This window comes from Cupriavidus sp. 86D6, from assembly GCF_057815095.1.
In genome coordinates, this window is the sequence record NZ_JBYPSB010000001.1 from 236,512 (window position 1) to 258,037 (window position 21,526).

A 21,526-nucleotide genomic window follows, 5' to 3' on the forward strand; every position below is an offset into this window, starting at 1 on the left:
GATGCGCAAAACCATGCAGAAGGCAGCACGATGAACCCTGATACGCTCGCGGCGCTGACCCGCTCGCATTCGGTCATGGGCAAGATGCTCGACGACCTGATCCACGATGCAGGCGGGCAAGGGTTCTTCTGGCAGATCGGCATTCTGGCCGCGTGCCTGCTGGTGGCGTGGCCGCTGGCGCGCAACGTGGTCAAGCGGCTCGAAGCGCGGCACGAGACATCGAGCTTCGCGCTGCGCCTGGCGGCCGTCAGCCTGGAGCGGGCGATGTTCCCGCTGTTCGCCTGGCTGCTGGTGCTGGTGGCGCGTTACGCGCTGGCGCCGTTCGCGTCGATCAGCGTGCTGCGGCTGGCGCTGGTGCCGTTGTTCGGCATCACGGGCCTGTATTTCACCTTCTATATCCTTCGCCGGGTGATGTCCGCCAACGGACAGCTCCACGGCATGCTGGTGCTGGTGGAGAAGGTGCTGACCACGCTGGTGTGGATCGGCATGGCGCTGTACGTGGTAGGTCTGCTGCCAGACGTGGTGCGGTGGATGGAGTCCGTGCGGTTTTCGGTGGGCGGCAAGCACCCGATCAGCATTGCCGACGCGCTGATGGGTGTGGTCTGGATCCTGCTGACCGTGCTGGTGGCGATGTGGTTCGGCTCCTGGCTCGAAGACCGCCTGATGCGGGCCCAGACGCTGGACGCCAATCTCAAGGTGGTGCTGACGCGGATCACCAAGGCGCTGCTGTTGCTGGTGTCGCTGCTGGTGAGCCTGTCGCTGGTGGGGATCGACCTGACCGTGCTGTCCGTGTTCGGCGGCGCGCTGGGCGTGGGCCTCGGCCTGGGCCTGCAGAAGATCGCCAGCAACTACATCTCCGGGTTCATCATCCTGCTGGACCGCTCGATCGCGCTCGGCGACCAGATCACCGTGGACAAGTACACCGGGATCGTGTCGCAGATCCGCACGCGCTACACGGTGCTGCGCAACGGCGACGGCGAAACGCTGCTGCCGAACGAGCAGCTGGTGGCCCAGTCGGTGCAGAACCATTCGTTCTCGGGGACCAATGTGCGGGTGGCGGTGCGGGTGCAGGCCGACTACAACACGGACCCCGAAACGGTGATCGGGCTGTTGCAGGAATGTGTGCGCGATATCCACGTGTGCTCGATGCACCGGCACCTGCCGCCTTCCTGGTGGCATTTGCCGATAGCGGCATCGAGTACGAAGCTGCCGTCTACATCGCCGATCCGCAGAACGGCAGGCTGGGCGTGCAATCGGCGATGAACCGCGCCATCTGGCGAACTTTCCAGCAACATGGCGTGTCCATACCGTTCCCGCAGCGAGAATTGCGGGTGCTGAACCCCACTCCGGGTGCCTTGCCCGTCACCGCAGCCAACGCCGAGTAAGTTCTTCGCGCATCACCTGCGGAACAAAGGCCGCTGGCAGGTATCGAAGTCGGGGAAAAAGCGGATGTCCCTCTCGCGCCGATCCGGTAGAATGCCGGGTTGTCGCGGGGTATACGGATGACCCGCAGCCCCACACCAGACAACCGCCAGATTGCAGCGGTTCGTGCCTCGGCCAGGCTCCCTCAGGGATACAGCCCGCGCCAGAAAGCTATCGCAATCGATAAATTTGCAGTCTTTTTTCTGCGCGACAGGTGCGCCGCACGGTGGTGCCGCGCTGCAAACACTCGTTTTACGACGGAGAACATAGTTTGTTCGACACAATTCTTGACTGGGCCGCCAACGGCCTCGCCAACTGGTCCTGGTGGGAGATCGTGATCTACACGCTCGTGGTGACGCACATCACGATTGCCGGTGTCACGATCTTCCTGCACCGCTGCATGGCGCACCGGTCGCTGGACCTGCATCCCATCGCCCAGCATTTCTTCCGCTTCTGGCTCTGGCTGACCACGGGCATGGTGACGAAGGAATGGACCGCCATTCACCGCAAGCACCACGCCAAGTGCGAAACCGAGGACGATCCGCACAGCCCGCAGACCCGCGGCATCCGCAAGGTGCTGCTGGAAGGCGCCGAGCTGTATCGCGCCGAGGCCAAGAACAAGGAAACCATCGCCAAGTTCGGTCACGGCACGCCCGATGACTGGGTCGAGCGCAATGTATATTCGCGCTTCGGCTGGCAGGGTGTGGGCCTGATGCTGATCATCGACCTGGCGCTGTTCGGCGTGGTCGGCATGAGCGTGTGGGCCGTGCAGATGCTGTGGATTCCGATCCACGCCGCCGGCATCATCAACGGCCTTGGCCACTGGTGGGGTTATCGCAACTACGATTGCGAGGACGCATCGACCAACGTGTCGCCGTGGGGCTTCATCATTGGTGGCGAAGAGCTGCACAACAACCACCACACGTATCCGACGTCGGCCAAGTTCTCGATCAAGTGGTACGAGATCGACGTAGGCTGGTGGTACATCCGCGCGATGCAGTCGGTCGGCCTGGCCAAGGTCAAGAAGACCCCGCCCAAGGCTCGCCTGGTGGAAGCGCGTCCGGTGGACCACAACACGCTGGAAGCGATCATCGCCAACCGCTACGACGTGATGGCGCGCTACGCCAAGGCGCTCAAGAACGCGTACAAGGCCGAGCTGCGCAAGCACAAGGAAGGCAATTCGCCCGAGTACAAGAGCTACAAGCCGGCCCGCAAGTGGATCCACCGCGAGGAAGTGAAGCTGGGGGCGCCGCAGCGCCAGCAGCTGGCCAGCATCACCGAGAAGAACAAGATGCTGCACACCTACGTGGAAATGCGCCGCGAGCTGGCCGTGATCTGGGGCCGCTCGAACATGACGCGCGAACAACTGCTGGCCCAGCTGCAGGCCTGGTGCCATCGCGCCGAAGCCAGCGGCATTCAGGCGCTGCAGGAGTTTTCGCTGCGCCTGCGCCGGTACGCCTGATACAATCGCCGACGCGCCCGTCATGGCTAAAAGCCCCGCCCCAGGCGGGGCTTTTCTTTTGGCTACACTCCCCCATGTTCGCGGCATAGATCGCGCGCTCAAGCGCGGCGGCCACCGGGTGCCCCGAGGAGTACTGCACAGATGACCCCACAATCGATCAAGACCGTCGAGTTCGAAAAGCCCAACCTCGCGGATGCCGACAACGCCGCCGGCGGTAGCTGCGTGGCCCATGCCTGGGCCAAGGTGCCCCCGGCACTGACGCCGGATGAGCGCGGCGCCCTCAAGGACCGTATCCGCAAGCTGCTCAAGGCGCGCAACGCGGTGCTGGTGGCGCATTACTACGTCGATGCCGACCTGCAGGACCTGGCCGAGGAAACTGGCGGCTGTGTGTCCGATTCGCTGGAAATGGCGCGTTTCGGGCGCGATCACGCGGCGCAGACGCTGGTCGTGGCCGGCGTGCGCTTCATGGGCGAGACGGCCAAGATCCTGAGCCCCGAAAAGACCATCCTGATGCCGGACCTCGACGCGACGTGTTCGCTCGACCTGGGCTGCCCGGCCGACGAATTCACCGCGTTCTGCGACGCGCATCCGGACCGGACCGTGGTGGTCTACGCGAACACGAGCGCCGCCGTGAAGGCGCGCGCCGACTGGATGGTGACGTCCAGCATCGGCCTGAAGATCGTCGAGCATCTGCACGCGCGCGGCGAGAAGATCCTGTGGGCCCCGGACAAGCACCTGGGCAGCTATATCCAGAAGCAGACCGGCGCCGACATGCTGCTGTGGCAGGGCTCCTGCCTGGTGCATGACGAGTTCAAGGGCATCGAACTGGACCTGCTGCGCCGCGAACACCCGAAGGCGAAGGTCCTGGTGCATCCGGAGTCGCCCGCGAACGTGGTGGAGCAGGCCGATGTGGTGGGCTCCACCAGCCAGCTGATTGCCGCTGCCCAGCAGCTCGATGCGAACGAATTCATCGTGGCCACCGACAACGGCATCCTGCACAAGATGCGCATGGCCGCGCCGGGCAAGCTGTTCATCGAGGCGCCCACGGCAGGCAATAGCGCCACCTGCAAGAGCTGCGCGCACTGCCCGTGGATGGCCATGAATGCACTGACCAATCTGGCCGAAGTGCTAGAGACCGGTTGCAATGAAATCCACGTCGATGCCGATATCGGCCGGCGTGCCGTTACCTGCATCGATCGCATGCTCGATTTCGCCGCGCAGCAGAAGACCAATGTGCGTCCTGCCGCAGACCTGGCCAAGGCGGCCGCGCTGTTCCAGGGGGTGGGCCCCGCATGAGCGTGAATCCGGTATTCGACAGCTACGGTCCGGCGCTCAAGGCGGCGCTGGAAGCCAATGTTCGCGCCGCCATTGCCGAGGATGTGGGCACCGGCGACCTGACCGGCCTGCTGGTGCCGGCCGACAAGCCGGTGCAGGCGCGCGTGATCGTGCGCGAAGCCGCGGTGCTGTGCGGGCGCCCGTGGTTCGAGGCGTGCATGAAGGCCGTGGACGAGCGCCTGCAGGTGACGTGGCACAAGGAAGAGGGCGCGCGCATGGCGCCCGACGACGTGGTCTGCGAGATCACGGGCCCGGCCCGGGCGCTGCTGACCGCCGAGCGTCCGTCGCTGAACTTCCTGCAGCTGCTGTCGGGCGTGGCCACGGCCACGCGCCGCTACGCCGATCTGATCGCCGATACGCGCGCCCGCGTGCTCGATACGCGCAAGACGCTGCCTGGCCTGCGGCTGGCGCAGAAGTATGCGGTAAAGGTGGGTGGCGGAGAGAATCAGCGTCTGGCGTTGTACGACGGCATCCTGATCAAGGAAAACCACATTGCCGCGGCCGGCAGCATCACGGCGGCGATGGAGGCCGCGCTGGCGCTGCGTACCGAGGCGTCGATCCAGGTCGAGGTGGAATCGATTGCCGAACTTGAAGAAGCCCTGGCAGCGGGCGCGAAGTCGGTGCTGATCGACAACTTCACGCTGGAGATGATGCGCGAGGCCGTGGCGCTGAACCATGACCGTGCGCTGCTGGAAGTCTCCGGCGGCGTGAACTACGAGACGATCCGCCGGTTCGCCGAGACCGGTGTCGACCGCATCTCGGTGGGCGCGCTCACCAAGGATGTGCGCGCGACCGACTACTCGCTGCGCATCATCGGCTAAGGGCCGACCAAGGGCCGAGCATCGGCCCTTTGATCAGCCCCGGTGCTGACGGTGGCGGGCCGCCCGGCCTGTTTCCGGCTGCAGCACCGTGGGCAGCGCCTTCGGCAGCGTTTCCGGATAGTCGCGGCTGTAGTGCAGCCCGCGGCTCTCGTGGCGCGAGTACGCGCCATCGACGATCAGCGATGCTACTTCCACCAGGTTACGCAGCTCCAGCAGGTCGCGCGTGACGCGGAAGTTCGCGTAGTACTCGGCGATCTCCTCGCGCAGCAGGCCGATGCGGTGCTGGGCGCGCTCCAGGCGCTTGTCGGTGCGCACGATGCCCACGTAATTCCACATCATCCGGCGCAGCTCATCCCAGTTGTGCGACACCACCACTTCTTCGTCCGCGTCCGAGACCCGGCTTTCGTCCCAGGCGGGCAGCGCGATATCGGGGGCGCCGGACTTGCCCTGTGACGCGATGTCCGAGGCTGCGGCCTGGCCGATCACCATGCATTCGAGCAGCGAATTGGATGCCAGGCGATTGGCGCCATGCAGGCCCGTGCAGCCGGTCTCGCCGACCGCGTACAGGTTGCCGATATCGGTGCGGCCCGCGGTGTCCGTGACCACGCCGCCGCAGGTGTAGTGCGCGGCCGGCACCACCGGAATCGGCTCGCGCGCGATGTCGATGCCCAGTTCGAGGCAGCGTGCGTGGATGGTGGGAAAGTGCTCCTTCAGGAACGACTCGGGCTGGTGCGTGATGTCGAGATAGACGCAGTCGATGCCGCGTTTTTTCATTTCGAAGTCGATGGCGCGAGCCACCACGTCGCGCGGCGCCAGTTCGGCACGGTCGTCGTGCTCGGGCATGAAACGGGTCCCGTCGGGCAGCTTCAGCAGGCCGCCTTCGCCGCGCACCGCCTCGGAGATCAGGAACGACTTGGCGTAGGGGTGATAGAGGCAGGTCGGGTGGAACTGGATGAATTCCATGTTCGCCACCCGGCAGCCCGCGCGCCAGGCCATGGCGATGCCGTCGCCGGTGGCCGTGTCGGGATTGGTCGTATAGAGATAGACCTTGCCCGCGCCGCCGGCCGCCAGCACCGTGTGCGTGGCCGTGATGGTGCGTACCTCGTCCGTGTTCACATCCAGCACGTAGAGGCCGTAGCAGCGGTTGCCGGGCAGTCCCAGCTTGGCCGACGTGATCAGGTCGATCGCGAACTGGTCTTCCAGGATCGTGATGTTCGGATGCTTGCGCGCCTGCTCGGCCAGCGTGGTGACCACGGCGTGGCCCGTGGCATCGGCCGCGTGGATGATCCGGCGGCGGCTGTGGCCGCCCTCGCGCGTCAGGTGGAAGCCAAGTTCGGCCTGGTCGTCGCGCGTGAATGGCACGCCGCGATCGATCAGCCACTGGATTGCCTCGCGCCCATGCTCCACGATAAAGCGCGTGGCTTCCTCGTCGCAGAGTCCGGCACCGGCGACGAGCGTGTCCTGCGTATGCTCGTCGTGGCTGTCACCGGAATCGAGCACTGCCGCAATGCCGCCCTGCGCCCAGTCGCTGGCCCCCGTTGTCATGGCGCGCTTGCTGAGGATGACAACCCGGTGAGTGTCGGCCAGCTGCAGCGCGACGGTAAGGCCGGCCAGACCGCTGCCGACAATCGCGACATCGAAGTTCATGGTGCAGGGGGATCGCTTCGGGGGCGAAAGCGTGATGGGGAAAGCTGGCAAGTCTACACCGGCTTGCCACGAAACTGACATCTTTCCCTTGTCTGACAAGGGTTGGCGGGGTGTGGAAAGGCGGGAGCCACAACGCCGGCGGCGCCCAAGCCCGGTGCAGGCGGATGCCCCAAAGCAAAAAGCCCCGCGAGGGCGGGGCTTTCGGCTGAAGACCAGGGATCAATTACTTGATCTTGGTTTCCTTGTAAGGCACGTGCTTGCGGGCGATGGGATCGAACTTCGAGATCTCCATCTTTTCCGGCATGGTGCGCTTGTTCTTGGTGGTCGTATAGAAATGACCGGTACCCGCGGTCGATTCCAGCTTGATCTTGTCGCGTCCGCCTTTGCTGGCCATGATTTACTCCTTATTAGACTTCGCCGCGTGCGCGCAGGTCTGCGAGCACGGCGTCGATGCCTTTCTTGTCGATCAGGCGCAGACCGGCGTTCGAGACGCGCAGGCTCACCCAGCGGTTTTCCGATTCAACGAAGAAGCGGCGGTTCTGCAGGTTGGGCAGAAAACGGCGCTTGGTCTTGTTGTTTGCGTGGGAAACGTTGTTGCCGACCATCGGCGCTTTCCCGGTCACTTGACAGACGCGTGCCATGAAGCACTCCTAAATCTTATTCGTGGACAATGTTCGCAACAGATCAACAAAAGGCGCACGGGCCCGGACTGCAGCGGATTGGTACTTCAGCGAAACGAACATTATAGACCGGAATCGAGCGGCGAATCAATGCCTTCCGGCAGATTCGGAAGGGGGCTGTTGCGCCGTGCCGCCTGCGTCACGTGGGATGACGCCCGGAAGCCGGTCCTGCTCTGGACGCACCACGGACGAACAGTGGTGCGGGCCACACTGTAATGGGGCGGGGGCGGCCTGTCCAGCCCGGCGACGGCGGAACAACTTCGTCGATTTCCGACACAGGGGCGCGGCCGTACCCGGCGGCGGACGGTCCAGTCGCATACAATGGCGGCTGTTGACCGGTTGACTCCCATGACTTTGCAAACTTCTTCGGCGCAAGCCGCCGCTGGTGGCGCGTCCGCGCGCAAGACCGTCCAGGCCGATTCCTTCCTGACGCTTCATTACAGTATCGCCCTCGAGAACGGCACCGAAGTGGTGAGCACGTTCGAGGAAAAGCCCGCCACGCTGCTGCTGGGCCAGGGCCAGCTTGCCCCGACGCTGGAGCAGGCGCTGCTGGGCATGCCCGAGGGCGACCGCATGACGTACCGGCTGGATGCCGAGCACGCGTTCGGCCCGCGCAATCCTGAACTGCTGCAGTGGGTCTCGCTGGCCACGCTGCGCGAGAACAGCTCGTTCGAAGAGGAATACACCCCCGGCGATCTCGTCGAATTCAACGCGCCCGGCGGCGGCAAGTACGCCGGCGTGCTGAAGGAATACGGCGACACCGCGGCGCTCTTCGATTTCAACCACCCGCTGGCCGGACAGACGATCCTGTTTGACGTCCAGCTGATCGGAATTCTCTGATGTCCGCCGTGGCGATGGAACGCAGCATGACCGAACTCACTACCTCTGCAGACGCCGAAATCCTGATGGCGCAGCCGCGCGGCTTCTGCGCCGGCGTGGACCGCGCCATCGAAATCGTCGAACGCGCGCTGTCGCGGTTCGGCGCACCGATCTACGTGCGCCACGAGATCGTGCACAACGCCTACGTGGTGGCCGACCTGCGCAAGAAGGGTGCGATCTTCATCGACGAACTGGACGAAGTGCCAGCCGGTTCGACCGTTATCTTCAGTGCGCACGGCGTGTCGAAGGAAGTGCGTGCCGATGCCACGCGCCGTGGCCTCACGGTGTTCGATGCCACCTGCCCGCTGGTGACCAAGGTCCACGTCGAAGTGGGCAAGATGCGCGCCGAAGGCTGCGAAATCATCATGATCGGCCACAAGGGGCACCCCGAGGTGGAAGGCACGATGGGCCAGTCCGAGCAGGGCATGCTGCTGGTGGAATCGGTGGAAGATGTGAACCGCCTTGAGGTTGCCAACCCGGCCCAGCTGGCCTACGTCACGCAGACCACGCTGTCGGTGGACGAGACGGCCGAAATCGTGGCCGCGCTCAAGTCGCGCTTCCCGCAGATCCGCGAGCCCAAGAAGCAGGACATCTGCTATGCCACGCAGAACCGCCAGGACGCCGTGAAGTTCATGGTGCCCCAGGTGGAAGTGGTGATCGTGGTGGGCAGCCCGAACAGCTCGAACTCGAACCGCCTGCGGGAACTGGCCGACCGCCTTGGCGTGCCGGCCTACATGGTGGACGACCCCGAGCAGCTCAAGCCCGAGTGGGTGGCTGGCAAGCGCCGGATCGGCCTGACCGCCGGCGCGTCGGCACCCGAGGCGCTGGCCCAGGCCATCGTCGAGCGCCTGCGCACGTTTGGCGTCAAGAGCGTGCGGGCCCTGGAAGGCGTGGAAGAGAACATGTCGTTCCCGTTGCCGCGCGGCCTGGCGAGCGTGTCGGTCCAGTCCTGACGACCCCGCCTGCTTTCTGACGTTTCCGAAACGCCGCTGGCCCGCCGCCAGCGGCGTTTTGCGTTTCCAGCGCACCTCGTCCCGACCGCGCCCCATCTCTGGCGCTTCTCCGTATCCCATCACCACCGGTTGCACCGCACCGGTGCGTCGAGCCGTATCTTCCGGAATACATTGCAATACGCCTTGCACGGCGCAATGCCTTATTTGGCGTGATTATCCGGGGGTACCTGTACGAACACGCAGACAATATCAGGGTAATCCCGGGGAATGGGGTTTTCCCTATTATGGTGCGGCGCTACATTCTGCACATTAGAGCAGGCGTCCGGTAAATCGAATGAAATGCCTAATTAATAGCACGGCATTATGGGTGGCGCCGGGACGGCTTAATTGGTGCCCTGTGCGGCGCCTCAGGCGCTGCAGGCATGATTCTTGAAAGGGAAGGAGACGGGTCTGCCAAGTGGGCGGAGATTGCCCCATTCTGTGCATTGGGGAAATTCCCTAGCTCATTTGGCGGGTAAATGGTTCAGGTTGTTGCGTCGCGTATTGCATCCGCAAAGAAAGGGGATACAATGCGCGCGTTTCAAATTGAAACTAAACAAAGGCGGTCCAGGGAATACGTCCGGGAGGCGTAGTTATTTCCCTGTTTTTGTGAATCCTAGGAGATCACTCATGCAATTCACGTTTGCCAAGATTCTGCCGATCGCGGCCGCTGTGGCGCTGGTCGCTGCATGTGGCAAGAAGGAAGAAAAGCCGGCTGATGCGGCAGCATCTGCACCGGCGGCCGCCGCGGCGCCTGCCGCCGCCGGTGGCGGTGAAACCGTCGTCAAGATCGGCCACGCCGCGCCGCTGACGGGCGGCATCGCCCACCTTGGCAAGGACAACGAAAACGGCGCACGCCTGGCCGTCGAGGAAGTGAACAAGACCGGTCTGGAGATCGGCGGCAAGAAGATCAAGCTGGAACTGGTGGGCGAAGACGACGCCGCCGATCCGAAGACCGGCACCGCCGTGGCCCAGAAGCTGGTGGATGCCAAGGTCGTGGCCGTGGTGGGTCACCTGAATTCGGGCGTGTCGATCCCGGCCTCGAAGATCTACAGCGACGCCGGCATCACGCAGATCTCGCCGTCGTCGACGAACCCCGACTACACCAAGCAAGGCTTCAAGACCACGTACCGCGTGGTGGCCACCGACGCCCAGCAGGGCCCGGCACTGGCCAACTACGCCGCCAAGAGCCTGCACGCGAAGAGCGTGGCGATCGTCGACGACGCCACCGCCTACGGCAAGGGCCTGGCCGACGAGTTCGAGAAGACCGCCAAGGCCGCCGGCGTGAACGTGGTGGCACGTGAAGCCACGAACGACAAGGCCACCGACTTCAAGGCCATTCTGACCAAGATCAAGGGCAAGAAGCCGGACGTGATCATGTACGGCGGCATGGACGCCACCGGCGGCCCGTTCGCCAAGCAGGCCAAGGAACTGGGCATCACGTCCAAGATCGTTGGCGGCGACGGCGTGTGTACCGACAAGGTGGCCGAACTGGCTGGCGACGCAGTGACCAACATCATCTGCTCGGAAGCCGGCCTGGCGCTGTCGAAGATGGAAACGGGCGCCGATTTCGAGAAGCGTTACCAGGCCCGCTTTAACTCGCCGGTGCAGATCTACGCACCGTTCACCTATGACGCCGTGATGGTGATCGTGGATGCGATGAAGCGCGCCAACTCGACCGAACCGGCTGCCATCCTGGCCGAAATGCCCAAGACGAACTACAAGGGCGTGATCGGCAACATCGCCTTCGACGAGAAGGGCGACATGAAGGAAGGCACCATCACGCTGTACGAGTACAAGGACAAGAAGAAGTCCGTCCTCGACGTCGTGAAGATGTAATCCGGGGCTTACCGTCCCAGACGAACGGCACCGTGAGTACCTTGCGGTGCCGTTCTTTTTAGTCTCGCCAACGTGTTATGAGCATCCTTACCATGGGTGGAACAGGGCGGGCAGCACACCAGCAAAACTGATTACCAACCTACCCGACCTATCCAACATTACCGTCCCTTCCGCGGCATCCACACCATGCCGGCCGGAGCGGGGCTGAAGCAGGAGTTTTCATGGATATCTTTATCCAGCAGATCGTGAACGGTCTGGTGCTCGGCAGCATCTATGCGCTGATCGCACTGGGCTACACCATGGTCTACGGCATTCTGGGCATCATCAACTTCGCGCATGGCGACGTCCTGATGATTGGCGCGCTGACCGCTTTGTCGGCAATCATGGGGCTGCAGAAATTCGCCCCCGGCCTGCCCGAATGGCTGACGCTGGTGATCGCCACGCTGATCGCCATGCCCGTCTGTGCAGTGCTTGCCTATACCATTGAACGCGTGGCCTACCGGCCGTTGCGCAACGCGCCGCGCCTGGCCCCGCTGATTACCGCGATCGGTGTCTCGATCATCCTCCAGACCATGGGGATGCTGATCTGGTCGCGCAACCCGCTGACGTTCCCGCAACTGCTGCCTTCGGACCCGATCGACATCGGTTCCACCGGCGCCACCATCACCGGCAAGGAAATGGTCATCATCGGCCTGGCCGTGATGGTCATGGCAGGCCTGCTGGCCCTGGTCAACCGCACCAAGCTCGGCCGCGCCATGCGCGCCACCGCCGAGAACCAGAAGGTGGCGGGCCTGATGGGCGTGAACCCCAACTTCGTGATCTCGGCCACATTCATGATTGGCGCCACGCTGGCGGCGCTGGCAGGCGTGATGATGGCCACCAACTACGGCAATGCCCACTTCTACATGGGCTTCATCCCCGGCCTGAAGGCGTTCACCGCCGCCGTGCTGGGCGGCATCGGCAACCTGGCCGGCGCCATGGTGGGCGGCATGCTGCTGGGGCTGATCGAGGCACTGGGCGCCGGCTATATCGGCGACCTGACCAATGGTGTGTTCGGCTCGAACTACCAGGACGTGTTTGCCTTCATCGTGCTGATTACCGTACTTGTGTTCCGTCCGTCCGGCATCATGGGCGAACGCGTGGCCGACCGGGCCTGAGGGGAGAGAATCCATGAATACTCCGATTCCATCCACGGCCGTGGCGGCACCGTCGCGTGTCCCGGCCAAGACCCTGGCGGCCCTGCTGGCCTTCCTGGTGGTGGCGCTGTGCGCGCCGTTCTTCGTCCAGACCTTCGGCGGCAACTACTGGGTGCGCGTGCTCGACTTCGCGCTGCTCTACATCATGCTGGCGCTGGGCCTGAACATCGTGGTGGGCTTTGCCGGCCTGCTTGACCTGGGCTACATCGCGTTCTACGCGGTGGGGGCCTACAGCATGGCGCTGCTCGGTTCGCCGCACCTGGCCAACCAGTTCGAGTGGATCCACCAGCTGTTCCCGAACGGCCTGCACCTGACGATGTGGCTCGTATTGCCATGCGCGGTGCTGATCGCGGCCACCTTCGGGGTGCTGCTGGGGGCGCCGACGCTCAAGCTGCGCGGCGACTACCTGGCCATCGTGACGCTGGGCTTCGGCGAGATCATCCGGATCTTCATGAACAACCTGGACCGTCCGGTGAACATCACCAACGGCCCCAAGGGCATCACGGCGGTGGACCCGGTGCATATCTTCGGCTTCGACTTCTCGAAATCGCACGAGATCTTCGGGATGAAGTTCACGCCGGTCTTCATGTACTACTACCTGCTGGTGTTTCTGGTCATCGTGATCGTGTTCATCTGCCTGCGCCTGCAGAACTCGCGCATCGGCCGGGCCTGGGTGGCCATCCGCGAAGACGAGATCGCAGCCAAGGCCATGGGCATCAACACCCGCAACATGAAGCTGCTGGCCTTTGCCATGGGAGCGTCGTTCGGCGGCGCCTCGGGTGCGGTGTTCGGCGCATTCCAGGGCTTTGTCTCGCCGGAATCGTTCACGCTGTGGGAATCGATCTACATCCTGGCCATCGTGGTGCTGGGCGGCATGGGCCATATCCCGGGCGTGATCCTGGGCGGCGTCCTGCTGGTGGGTTTCCAGGAACTGCTGCGCGTGGTGGCGGAGCCGATCCAGACCGGCCTGTTCGGCCACGTGATCGTTGATGCCGAAGTGCTGCGTCAGCTGCTGTTTGGCCTGGCGCTGGTGGCGGTGATGCTGTACCGCCCGGCAGGCATCTGGCCATCGCCGCGCAAGGAAGACCGCCCGGTGGTGCGCCGCGCGGGCAACGTGGGCCGTTTCTGAGCAGGAGGACAACATGAGCAATTCCGAATTCCTCCTGTCCGTACAGGGGGTCAACAAGCGTTTCGGCGGCCTGCAGGCGCTGTCCGATGTGGGCCTGCAGATCAAGCCCGGTGAGATTTACGGCCTGATCGGCCCGAACGGTGCGGGCAAGACCACGTTCTTCAACGTGATCACGGGCCTGTACACGCCCGATTCGGGCGAGTTCGTGCTGGGCGGCAAGCCGTACCAGCCGACCGCCGTGCACGAGGTGGCCAAGACCGGCATCGCGCGGACGTTCCAGAACATCCGCCTGTTCGGCGACATGACCGCGCTGGAAAACGTGATGGTGGGCCGCCACGTGCGGACCAAGGCGGGCCTGTTCGGCGCCGTGTTCCGTCCGCCTGCGGTGCGCCGCGAGGAAGAGGGCATCGAGGACATGGCGCACGACCTGCTGGACTACGTCGGCATTGGCAAGTACGCCAATTTCACCTCGAAGAACCTTTCGTACGGCCACCAGCGCCGTCTGGAGATCGCCCGCGCGCTGGCCACCGAGCCCAAGCTGCTGGCCCTGGACGAGCCCGCGGCCGGCATGAACGCCACCGAGAAGGTGGAACTGCGCGGCCTGCTGGAAAAGATCAAGAACGATGGCAAGACCATCCTGCTGATCGAGCACGACGTGAAACTGGTGATGGGCCTGTGCAACCGCCTGACCGTGCTGGACTACGGCAAGGTCATCGCGCAGGGCCTGCCGCATGAAGTCCAGAGCAATCCTGCCGTGATCGAGGCCTACCTCGGCGCGTCGGCGCACTAAGGCGGGAGAGAAGCAATGCCACAAACGATTCTGAAGATTGCGGGCCTGAAGGTGGCCTATGGCGGCATCCAGGCCGTCAAGGGTGTCGATCTGGAGATCCAGGACGGCGAACTCGTGACGCTGATCGGTGCCAACGGCGCCGGCAAGACCACGACCATGAAGGCCATCACCGGGCTGCAGGGCTGGGCCGGCGGCGACGTGCAGTACATGGGCAAGTCCATCAAGGGCGTGCCCAGCTACACGCTGCTCAAGCAGGGCCTGGCGATGGTGCCGGAAGGCCGCGGCGTGTTCGCGCGCATGACGATCACCGAGAACCTGCAGATGGGTGCGTACACGCGCAACGACGAGGCCGGCATCAAGGCCGACATCGACCGCATGTTCGAGACGTTCCCGCGCCTGAAGGAGCGTGCCAACCAGCTGGCCGGCACGATGTCCGGCGGCGAGCAGCAGATGCTGGCCATGGCGCGTGCGCTGATGAGCCAGCCCAAGCTGCTGCTGCTGGACGAACCGTCGATGGGTCTGTCGCCGATCATGGTCGAGAAGATCTTCGAGGTGGTGCGTACCGTGTCGGGGCAGGGCGTGACCGTGCTGCTGGTCGAGCAGAACGCGCGCCTGGCGCTGCAGGCCGCCCACCGCGGCTACGTGATGGAGTCGGGCCTGATCACGATGAGCGGCGACGCCAAGCAGATGCTGGACGATCCGAAGGTGCGGGCCGCGTATCTGGGCGAGTGAGGTTGTCTCCCCTCTCCCACGACGTGGGAGAGGGGAGCAAACACCTGCTGCTTCAAACGAAAAAGCCTCGCGTTCTGCGAGGCTTTTTTGCTTACGCCAGCTTCTTCAGCAACGCGCGCAGCATGCCGATCATCTGGTCGATCTCGTCGCGCGTCACGTTCAGGGCCGGCATGAAGCGCAGCAGGTTCGGCCGCGGCGCGTTCAGCAGCAGGCCGGTCGGGTTCATCTCGCGCGCTTCCTCCACGATCTGCGGGCCGATGTCCTTGCCCAGCACCAGCGCGCGCAGCAGGCCTTCGCCACGTTCGCCGCCCAGGCCGAACTCCGCCGACAGCGCCAGCAGCTGCTCGCGCAGGTATTCGCCCTTGGCCTTCACGTCGTCCAGGAAGCCCGGCGCGGTCAGCTGCGAGATCACCGAGCTGCCCACGGCCGTCATCAGCGGGTTGCCGTTGTACGTGCCGCCCTGGTCGCCGGCCTCGAAGCTGGCCACGTCGGCCTTGCACAGCAGCGCCGACAGCGGTACGCCGCCGCCAATGCCCTTGCCCAGCGTCATGATGTCCGGCTCCACGCCCGACAGTTCGTACGCGAACAGCGTGCCGCAGCGGCCGCAGCCGGTCTGCACTTCATCGACGATCAGCAGCAGCTTGTGCTTGTCGGCCAGCGCGCGCAGGCCCTGCATGAACTCGCGGCTGGCGGGGATCACGCCGCCTTCGCCCTGCACCGGTTCCAGCATGATGCCGACGGTCTTGTCGTTGATCAGCTTTTCCACCGAAGCGAGGTCGTTCAGGTTGGCCTTCGGGAAGCCCGGCACCTGCGGCGCGAAGATGGTGTCCCAGCCGGCCTTGCCCGATGCGCTCATGGTCGCCAGCGTGCGGCCATGGAAGCTGTGGTCCATCGTGATGATCTCGAACGCGCCGTCCTTGTGCTTGCGGCCCCATTTGCGCGCCAGCTTGATCGCGCCTTCGTTGGCTTCGGCGCCGCTGTTGGCGAAGAACACCTTGTCGAAGCAGCTGTTGTCGGTCAGCTGCTGCGCGAGCTTCAGCATCGGCTCGTTGTAGAAGGCCGGGCTCGGGTTCAGCAGCTTGCGGGCCTGCGTCTCCAGCGCCTGGATCATGCCCTCGTTGGAATGGCCCAGCGCGTTGACTGCCCAGCCCTGCACGAAATCCAGATAGCGCTTGCCGTTATGGTCCGTCAGCCACGAACCCTTGCCTTCGGTGAAGACCAGTTCGGGGCGGTTGGTGATGTACATCAGCGATTGGACGGGAAACTCAGCAAATGCCATGGCGGACTCCTGGGATCGGCACGAAAAGAGGGACGGAGAAAAGCAAAAAGCCACGGGGGCTGCCCGTGGCTTGTTGACCTGAACAAACGCTGTCTGCGGTCAGCCGCGCGGCACCCCGGAGGGGAGCAACGTACGTGCGCGGCGTCGGATCATGGCGGTGTTCATGGCGGCCAATATAAGACGCATGCGCCCGGGTGTCAAAGCGAAATTTGGCAGACCCGGGTGGCATTGTTGTGTCGGCGCCAACGGCGGCGGGGCCGGTCAGGCGCCGCCGGCCGCGTGCAGATCGGCCTCGGACGTGAACGAATCGGCGAAGAACGCGTCCTCGTGCAGGCGGCACTGGGCCGAGAAATCGGTGCGGGCGGCGTTGACCATGACCGGCGCGCCGCAGGCGTATACCTCGTGGCCCGACAGGTCCGGATGGTCGGCCATCACGGCCTGGTGGACAAAGCCGGTACGGCCCGTCCAGTTGTCGCCGGCCTGCGCGTCGGACACCACCGGCACGTACTTGAAGTTCGGCAGGTCGCGCGCCCACTGCTCGCACAGCGCGTGCATGTACAGGTCGGCCGGACGGCGGCCGCCCCAGTACAGCGTCATCGGGCGGGTGATGCCGGTATAGGCGGCGTGCTCGACGATGGCCTTGATCGGCGCGAAACCGGTGCCCGATGCCAGCAGGATGATCGGCTTGTCCGAATCCTCGCGCAGGAAGAAGCTGCCCAGCGGGCCCTCGAAGCGCAGGATGTCGCGTTCCTTCATGGCCGGCATGCCTTCCTTGGCGCCGAACACGTAGTCGGTGAACGCGCCGCCGGGCATGTGGCGGATATGCAGTTCGATCGGGCCTTCCTCGTGCGGCGGCGTGGCAATCGAATAGCTGCGGCGCTTGCCGTCGCGCAGCAGGAATTCCACGTACTGGCCGGCCAGGAACTGCATGCGCTCGGTGGCGGGCAGTTGCAGCCGGACCGAGATCACGTCGTCGGCCAGGCGCTCCATGGTGGCCACGCGGCACGGGATCTTCTTGATGGGGATGTCGCCGGCGCCATGCACCTCGCGGCATTCGATCGTGATGTCCGACGTGGCATTGGCGCAGCAGAACAGCGCGCGGCCCTCGGTCTTTTCCTGGGCAGTCAGCGCCGATGCGGCATGGTCGCCCTGGTGGATCGTACCCTCGACCACGCGGCCCTTGCACGACCCGCAGGCGCCGTTCTTGCAGCCGTAGGGCAGGCCGATGCTATGGCGCAGCGCGGCGCCCAGGATGGTTTCGTCGGCGGCCACTTCGAACTTGTGGCCACTCGGCATGACGGTAACTTGATAAGCCATAATCGGGTCTATGAACCAAATTCTGTCGCCGCAAGCGGCGTTGTCTTCCCCACGGGGCGTCCGGCGTCGGCGGCTGGGCCGTCCGCGCCTGCTGATCGTTGGCTGCGGCGATGTGGGCACCCGCATCCTGCGCGTGCTGGCCACGCGCATGCGCGTGTTCGCCGTGACATCGCAACCATCGCGCCAGGCGGCACTGCGCGAAGCCGGCGCGATACCGCTGGTGGCCAACCTGGATCAGCCGGCCACGCTGGCACGGCTGTCGCGGCTGGCCAGCCGGGTCATCGACCTGGCGCCGCCGCCCGGTCAGGGCGATGGCGATCCACGCACGCAAGCGTTGCTGGGTGCGCTACGGCGCACCAGCTGGCGTCGCACGCGCGCCCTGCGGCCCGGTGTCAGCGAGGCCGCCATTCTACCCGAGCGGGGCTGGCACCGCGCGTTTGAGGCATCGGCGCGCCACCGTGCCCCGGGGGCCTTCATCTACGCCAGCACCACCGGCGTCTACGGCGACCGCGGCGGCGCGCGCGTGCAGGAATTTCATGCGGTGCGTCCGCAGACTGCACGGGCCCGGCGGCGCGTGGCGGCGGAAGCGGCGGTGCGCGCCTTTGGCCGCGATGCCGGCTGGCGGACCGGCATCGTACGCATTCCGGGCATCTATGCCGAAGACCGGCTACCCGTGGCGCGCCTGAACAGGGGCACGCCCGCGCTGGCGCCGCAGGACGACGTCTACACGAGCCATATCCATGCCGACGACCTGGCGCGGGCGATGATCGCCGCGCTGTGGCGCGGCCGCCCGCAGCGCGTGGTGCACGCCAGCGACGACACCGAACTGCGCATGGCGGACTATTTCGACCTCGTGGCAGACCGCAAGGGCCTGCCGCGCCCGCCGCGCATCACCCGCCAGCAGGCGCGGGACACCATCGAGCCCACGCTCCTGAGCTTCATGAGCGAATCGCGCCGGCTCGACAACCGCCGGCTCAAGCGCGAACTGCGCCTGCGGCTGCGTTATCCCACGGTCAGCGCGTTTTTTGATCGCTGACGCGGCCAGGTTGCGATGTCTGGCCCCTCTCTCCCATGAAATGGGAGAGGGAGCACCATCACGTAGCGGCCACCTCTTTCCAGGCCAGGCACGCCCATTGCGTTACCCTCCGCCTGCGTTACCTGTATAGACAAGTCGGTGCATCCCGACGCACTCCGTGCCAACGCCATGCGCCGCTGCGGTGCATTGCAGCATGATCGGGCGCCGCAATTGCGCGCCATCGTTGGGATTCAGCAAGACGCACTTGACTGACGACTCAGGTAAACCCCGGGTTTGACTTGTATATACAGCGTTGATAGATTGCCTTCACCCCACGACTGATGGAGCCGACAGCATGAAGCTGCCCCTGCCGTTCCGTTTTGCCGCCGTTGCGTCCACCCTTGCCGCCGCAGTCCTGGCCGCGCCCGCCCACGCCCAGAACACGCCGGTCACCATCGGCATGAGCGGCTGGACCGGTTTCGCGCCGCTGACGCTGGCCGACAAGGCGGGCATCTTCAAGAAGCACGGCGTGGATGTGGATATCAAGATGATTCCGCAGAAGGACCGCCACCTGGCGCTGGCCTCCGGGGCCATCCAGTGCGCGGCCACCACCGTGGAGACCCACGTGGCCTGGAACGCCAACGGCGTGCCCATCACCCAGATCGTCCAGCTCGACAAGTCGTACGGCGCCGACGGCCTGGCCGTGCGCAGCGATGTGAAGACGTTTGCGGACCTCAAGGGCAAGACCATCGGCGTCGATGCGCCGGGCACCGCGCCGTACTTCGGGCTGGCGTGGATGCTGAAGAAGAACGGCATGACGCTCAAGGACGTGAAGCTGACCACGCTGTCGCCGCAGGCGGCCGCGCAGGCGTTCGTGGCGGGCCAGAACGACGGCGCCATGACCTACGAGCCGTACCTGTCCACGGTGCGCGCCAATCCGGAGCGCGGAAAGATCCTGGCCACCACGCTCGACTACCCGATGGTGACCGACACGCTGGGCTGTGCGCCGAAATGGCTCAAGGACAATCCCAAGGCCGCCCAGGCGCTGGTCGACAGCTACTTCGAGGCACTGGAGATGATCCGCAAGGAGCCGGAGAAGTCCAACGACATCATGGGCGCGGCCGTCAAGCAGACCGGCGAGCAGTTCGCCAAGTCGTCGGCCTACCTGCGCTGGCAGGACAAGGCGGCCAACCAGAAATTCTTCGCGGGCGAGCTGGCCAGCTTCAGCAAGGAAGCGGCCGATGTGCTCAAGGACATCGGCGTGATCCGCCAGGTGCCCGACGTGACGGCGCTCTATGACGCCCGATACCTCAAGTAAGCCGGAGTCCGTGATGTCGTCGTCCGTGCAAGCCCCCGCCACGGCGCGCCCGCCCGCGCCCATCGCCGCCCAGCCGGCGGACCGTGCGCCGCGTGCGCGCCATCCGTGGCTGTCGCCGCTGGTGCCGGTGTCGTCGCAGGCTCGCTGGATCCTTGGCCTGTCGTTTTTCGTTGCGTTCTTCGGCGTCTGGGCCGTGGTCACGCTGGGCGGCTTCGTGCCGCGCACGTTCCTGGCCGATCCGGTGACGATGGCGCACGAGGGCTGGCTGCTGTTCACGCAGTACGGCTTCATCGGCGATATCGGCATGACCGTCTGGCGCGTGGTCGGCGGCTTCGTGCTGGCCGCCGTGCTGGCCGTGCCGCTGGGCATCTTCATGGGGTCCTACAAGGCGGCCGAGGCGTTCTTCGAGCCGTTCGTGTCGTTCTGCCGCTACCTGCCGGCGTCGGCGTTCATTCCGCTGCTGATCCTGTGGGCCGGCATTGGCGAGACGCAGAAGCTGCTGGTGATCTTCATCGGCTCGTTTTTCCAGATCGTGCTGATGGTGGCGGTCACGGTGGGCGGCGCGCGCAAGGACTTGGTGGAGGCCGCCTACACGCTGGGCGCCACGCCGCGCGGCATCGTGCGCCGCGTGCTGATTCCGGGCGCGGCGCCCGAGATTGCCGAGACGCTGCGGCTGGTACTGGGCTGGGCGTGGACGTACGTGATCGTGGCCGAGCTGATCGGCTCGTCCTCGGGCATCGGCCACATGATTACCGACAGCCAGGCACTGCTGAACACCGGGCAGATCATCTTCGGCATCATCGTCATCGGCTGCATCGGGCTGGTGTCCGACCTGGTCTTCAAGCTGGCCAACCAGCGCCTGTTTCCGTGGAGTTCGATCAAATGAGCGCGCTGTCGATCCAGCAGGTATCCCGCACCTTCGAGAATCCGCGCGGCGGCAGCACGCAGGCGTTGCTGCCGGTCGATTTCGAGGTGCGCGACAACGATTTCGTGACGATCCTGGGCCCGTCTGGCTGCGGCAAATCCACGCTGCTGCGCATCGTGGCCGGGCTCGATATCCCCAGCGGCGGCCGCGTGCTGCTCGATGGCCAGCCCGTGGCCGGTCCGGGCGCCGACCGCGGCATGGTGTTCCAGTCGTACACGCTGTTTCCGTGGCTGACCATCGAGCAGAACGTGCGCTTCGGGCTGCGCGAACGCGGCATGAGCGTGGCCGAGCAGAAGGAACGTAGCGATTTCTTTATCGCCCGCGTGGGGCTGCGCGGCTTCGAGCAGCACTACCCCAAGCAGCTGTCGGGCGGCATGCAGCAGCGCACGGCGATTGCGCGGGCGCTGGCCAACGATCCGAAGATCCTGCTGCTGGACGAGCCGTTCGGCGCGCTGGACAACCAGACGCGCGTGCTGATGCAGGAGCTGCTGCTCGGGATCTGGGAGTCGCACCGCAAGACGGTATTATTCGTCACGCACGATATCGACGAGGCCATTTTCATGGCCAACCGCGTGGCGGTCTTTTCCGCGCGGCCCGGTCGGATCAAGAGCGAGATCGCGGTGGACTTTGCCCATCCGCGCCATTACACGATCAAGACATCGCCCGAGTTTTCCGTGCTCAAGGCGCGGCTCACCGAGGAGATTCGTGCCGAAGCCATGGCATCGGCCGAGCACTGAACCGGCAATCC

The 21,526-nt window shown here is 65.0% G+C and carries 19 protein-coding genes and 1 pseudogene; 15 read left to right on the forward strand and 5 right to left on the reverse strand.

From position 1 onward, the window contains the following. Positions 1-30 precede the first annotated feature (30 nt). From AC3G88_RS01095 to nadC, 4 genes and pseudogenes are all read left to right on the forward strand, one after another. Positions 31-1,385: pseudogene (locus AC3G88_RS01095) on the forward strand (mechanosensitive ion channel family protein). A gap of 308 nt (positions 1,386-1,693) precedes the next feature. After that, the gene (locus tag AC3G88_RS01100; protein WP_153947349.1) at positions 1,694-2,884 is read left to right on the forward strand and encodes a DesA family fatty acid desaturase; all 1,191 of its coding nucleotides are present in this window, start codon (positions 1,694-1,696) and stop codon (positions 2,882-2,884) included. A 141-nt stretch (positions 2,885-3,025) separates the two neighbouring features. Beyond that, positions 3,026-4,180 carry a quinolinate synthase NadA gene (nadA, locus tag AC3G88_RS01105; RefSeq protein ID WP_488892989.1) on the forward strand — a complete coding sequence of 385 codons (1,155 nt, stop codon included), beginning with the start codon at positions 3,026-3,028 and terminating at the stop codon, positions 4,178-4,180. After that, positions 4,177-5,040 (forward strand): carboxylating nicotinate-nucleotide diphosphorylase, encoded by an 864-nt coding sequence (gene nadC / locus AC3G88_RS01110; RefSeq protein WP_488892990.1) that lies wholly within the window; start codon positions 4,177-4,179, stop codon positions 5,038-5,040. The genes nadA and nadC overlap by 4 nt, the downstream gene beginning before the upstream one ends. A 33-nt stretch (positions 5,041-5,073) precedes the next feature. Here nadC and nadB read toward each other — a convergent pair whose 3' ends face one another. From nadB to rpmB, 3 genes are all read right to left on the reverse strand, one after another. Further along, positions 5,074-6,687 carry an L-aspartate oxidase gene (gene nadB, locus AC3G88_RS01115; RefSeq protein WP_488770736.1) on the reverse strand — a complete coding sequence of 538 codons (1,614 nt, stop codon included), beginning with the start codon at positions 6,685-6,687 and terminating at the stop codon, positions 5,074-5,076. Between the two features lie 223 nt (positions 6,688-6,910). Further along, the gene (gene rpmG / locus AC3G88_RS01120) at positions 6,911-7,081 is read right to left on the reverse strand and encodes a 50S ribosomal protein L33 (protein ID WP_029051226.1); all 171 of its coding nucleotides are present in this window, start codon (positions 7,079-7,081) and stop codon (positions 6,911-6,913) included. 13 nt (positions 7,082-7,094) lie between these two features. Continuing rightward, positions 7,095-7,328 carry a 50S ribosomal protein L28 gene (gene rpmB / locus AC3G88_RS01125; RefSeq protein ID WP_008644908.1) on the reverse strand — a complete coding sequence of 78 codons (234 nt, stop codon included), beginning with the start codon at positions 7,326-7,328 and terminating at the stop codon, positions 7,095-7,097. Positions 7,329-7,715: 387 nt separating this feature from the next. Between rpmB and AC3G88_RS01130 the strand changes: the two genes are divergently transcribed. From AC3G88_RS01130 to AC3G88_RS01160, 7 genes are all read left to right on the forward strand, one after another. Beyond that, the gene (locus AC3G88_RS01130) at positions 7,716-8,207 is read left to right on the forward strand and encodes an FKBP-type peptidyl-prolyl cis-trans isomerase (RefSeq protein WP_029051225.1); all 492 of its coding nucleotides are present in this window, start codon (positions 7,716-7,718) and stop codon (positions 8,205-8,207) included. Then, positions 8,207-9,199 carry a 4-hydroxy-3-methylbut-2-enyl diphosphate reductase gene (gene ispH, locus AC3G88_RS01135; protein WP_153947353.1) on the forward strand — a complete coding sequence of 331 codons (993 nt, stop codon included), beginning with the start codon at positions 8,207-8,209 and terminating at the stop codon, positions 9,197-9,199. The genes AC3G88_RS01130 and ispH overlap by 1 nt, the downstream gene beginning before the upstream one ends. A gap of 669 nt (positions 9,200-9,868) precedes the next feature. Further along, a complete protein-coding gene (locus tag AC3G88_RS01140) occupies positions 9,869-11,077 on the forward strand; it encodes a branched-chain amino acid ABC transporter substrate-binding protein (RefSeq protein WP_153947354.1) in 1,209 nt (402 codons plus the stop codon). Between the two features lie 221 nt (positions 11,078-11,298). Then, a complete protein-coding gene (locus tag AC3G88_RS01145) occupies positions 11,299-12,234 on the forward strand; it encodes a branched-chain amino acid ABC transporter permease (RefSeq protein WP_092601748.1) in 936 nt (311 codons plus the stop codon). A 13-nt stretch (positions 12,235-12,247) separates the two neighbouring features. Beyond that, positions 12,248-13,402 (forward strand): ABC transporter permease subunit, encoded by a 1,155-nt coding sequence (locus tag AC3G88_RS01150; RefSeq protein ID WP_400394916.1) that lies wholly within the window; start codon positions 12,248-12,250, stop codon positions 13,400-13,402. A 13-nt stretch (positions 13,403-13,415) separates the two neighbouring features. Then, the gene (locus tag AC3G88_RS01155; RefSeq protein WP_153947356.1) at positions 13,416-14,192 is read left to right on the forward strand and encodes an ABC transporter ATP-binding protein; all 777 of its coding nucleotides are present in this window, start codon (positions 13,416-13,418) and stop codon (positions 14,190-14,192) included. A gap of 15 nt (positions 14,193-14,207) precedes the next feature. Then, positions 14,208-14,924, forward strand: a complete 717-nt coding sequence (locus AC3G88_RS01160) for an ABC transporter ATP-binding protein (protein WP_153947357.1) — start codon at positions 14,208-14,210, stop codon at positions 14,922-14,924. A 91-nt stretch (positions 14,925-15,015) separates the two neighbouring features. On the opposite strand, the gene AC3G88_RS01165 is transcribed toward AC3G88_RS01160, so the two are convergent. After that, entirely contained in the window at positions 15,016-16,203 is a 1,188-nt protein-coding gene (locus AC3G88_RS01165; RefSeq protein ID WP_488892991.1) for an acetylornithine transaminase, read from the reverse strand. 261 nt (positions 16,204-16,464) lie between these two features. Further along, positions 16,465-17,520, reverse strand: coding sequence for a CDP-6-deoxy-delta-3,4-glucoseen reductase (locus AC3G88_RS01170; protein ID WP_488892992.1), 1,056 nt, complete (start codon positions 17,518-17,520; stop codon positions 16,465-16,467). Between the two features lie 10 nt (positions 17,521-17,530). On the opposite strand from AC3G88_RS01170, the gene AC3G88_RS01175 reads away from it, so the two are divergent. The 4 genes from AC3G88_RS01175 (at position 17,531) to AC3G88_RS01190 (ending at position 21,515) form a co-directional block, all read left to right on the forward strand. After that, positions 17,531-18,556, forward strand: a complete 1,026-nt coding sequence (locus AC3G88_RS01175) for an NAD-dependent epimerase/dehydratase family protein (protein ID WP_488892993.1) — start codon at positions 17,531-17,533, stop codon at positions 18,554-18,556. Positions 18,557-18,890: 334 nt separating this feature from the next. Beyond that, on the forward strand, positions 18,891-19,853 hold the full coding sequence (locus AC3G88_RS01180) for an ABC transporter substrate-binding protein (protein ID WP_488892994.1): 963 nt from the start codon (positions 18,891-18,893) through the stop codon (positions 19,851-19,853). 13 nt (positions 19,854-19,866) lie between these two features. After that, positions 19,867-20,739, forward strand: a complete 873-nt coding sequence (locus AC3G88_RS01185; RefSeq protein ID WP_153947361.1) for an ABC transporter permease — start codon at positions 19,867-19,869, stop codon at positions 20,737-20,739. Continuing rightward, complete coding sequence (locus AC3G88_RS01190; protein WP_488892995.1) at positions 20,736-21,515, forward strand: ABC transporter ATP-binding protein; 780 nt, start codon at positions 20,736-20,738, stop codon at positions 21,513-21,515. Before AC3G88_RS01185 ends, AC3G88_RS01190 begins: the two co-directional genes overlap by 4 nt. Positions 21,516-21,526 lie beyond the last annotated feature (11 nt).